We start from the raw sequence: 608 nt of genomic DNA, 5'->3' as shown, positions 1-608 counted from the left end.
CGCAGTAAGGAGTAAGATATGCACGACTTAGCATCAATTCGTGCTTTTGATGCGCTTAACCAACACAAAAGTTTGACCGCAGCCGCCAAAGCATTGAATCAGCCGAAATCCACCGTGAGCCGCCGCTTAGCACAATTAGAAGCCGACTTTGGCCAAGCGCTAACGACTCGACAAGGCAACCGCTTGATTCTGACACGCGCAGGGGAGATTTTTGCCGACTACAGCCGCCAGATCCTAGAGCTCAGCGAGGAAAGTTATGAGGCGCTTCAAGGCTTAAATAATCAAGTATCAGGCTCTCTACATATCGTTTGCCACGCAGCGTTAGTTCGCAGTTGGTTAGGCGATGTGCTCAATGAATTTCTGGCGGAGAACCCTGACGTCAGAGTCCAGCTCACCAGTGATTTTTCCGATACACACCACGATCCAGATTTGTTTATCTGGCTAGGTGAACACAAAGGGCTGGATTGGCGCAAAGAAACGCTTGGCGTATTTCGTTACACCCCATTCGCGTCGCCAAACTACATCGAAAAACATGGCCCCATCCACCACCCGAGAGAACTAAACAAACATCCGTGGATAGATTTTGGGTCGATACAAGAGAATGGTTT

The 608-nt window shown here is 49.2% G+C and carries 1 protein-coding gene; it reads left to right on the top strand.

The genetic code is table 11. From position 1 onward, the window contains the following. Nucleotides 1-18: 18 nt before the first annotated feature. On the top strand, nucleotides 19-608 hold a 590-nt coding region (locus tag R7R24_RS28405; RefSeq protein WP_318120407.1), incomplete at its 3' end, for a LysR family transcriptional regulator.

It is taken from the genome of Vibrio sp. 704 (assembly GCF_033339295.1).
The sequence above is the reverse complement of the archived record's forward strand: the minus strand, read 5'-3'. Positions and strand labels throughout refer to the sequence as shown.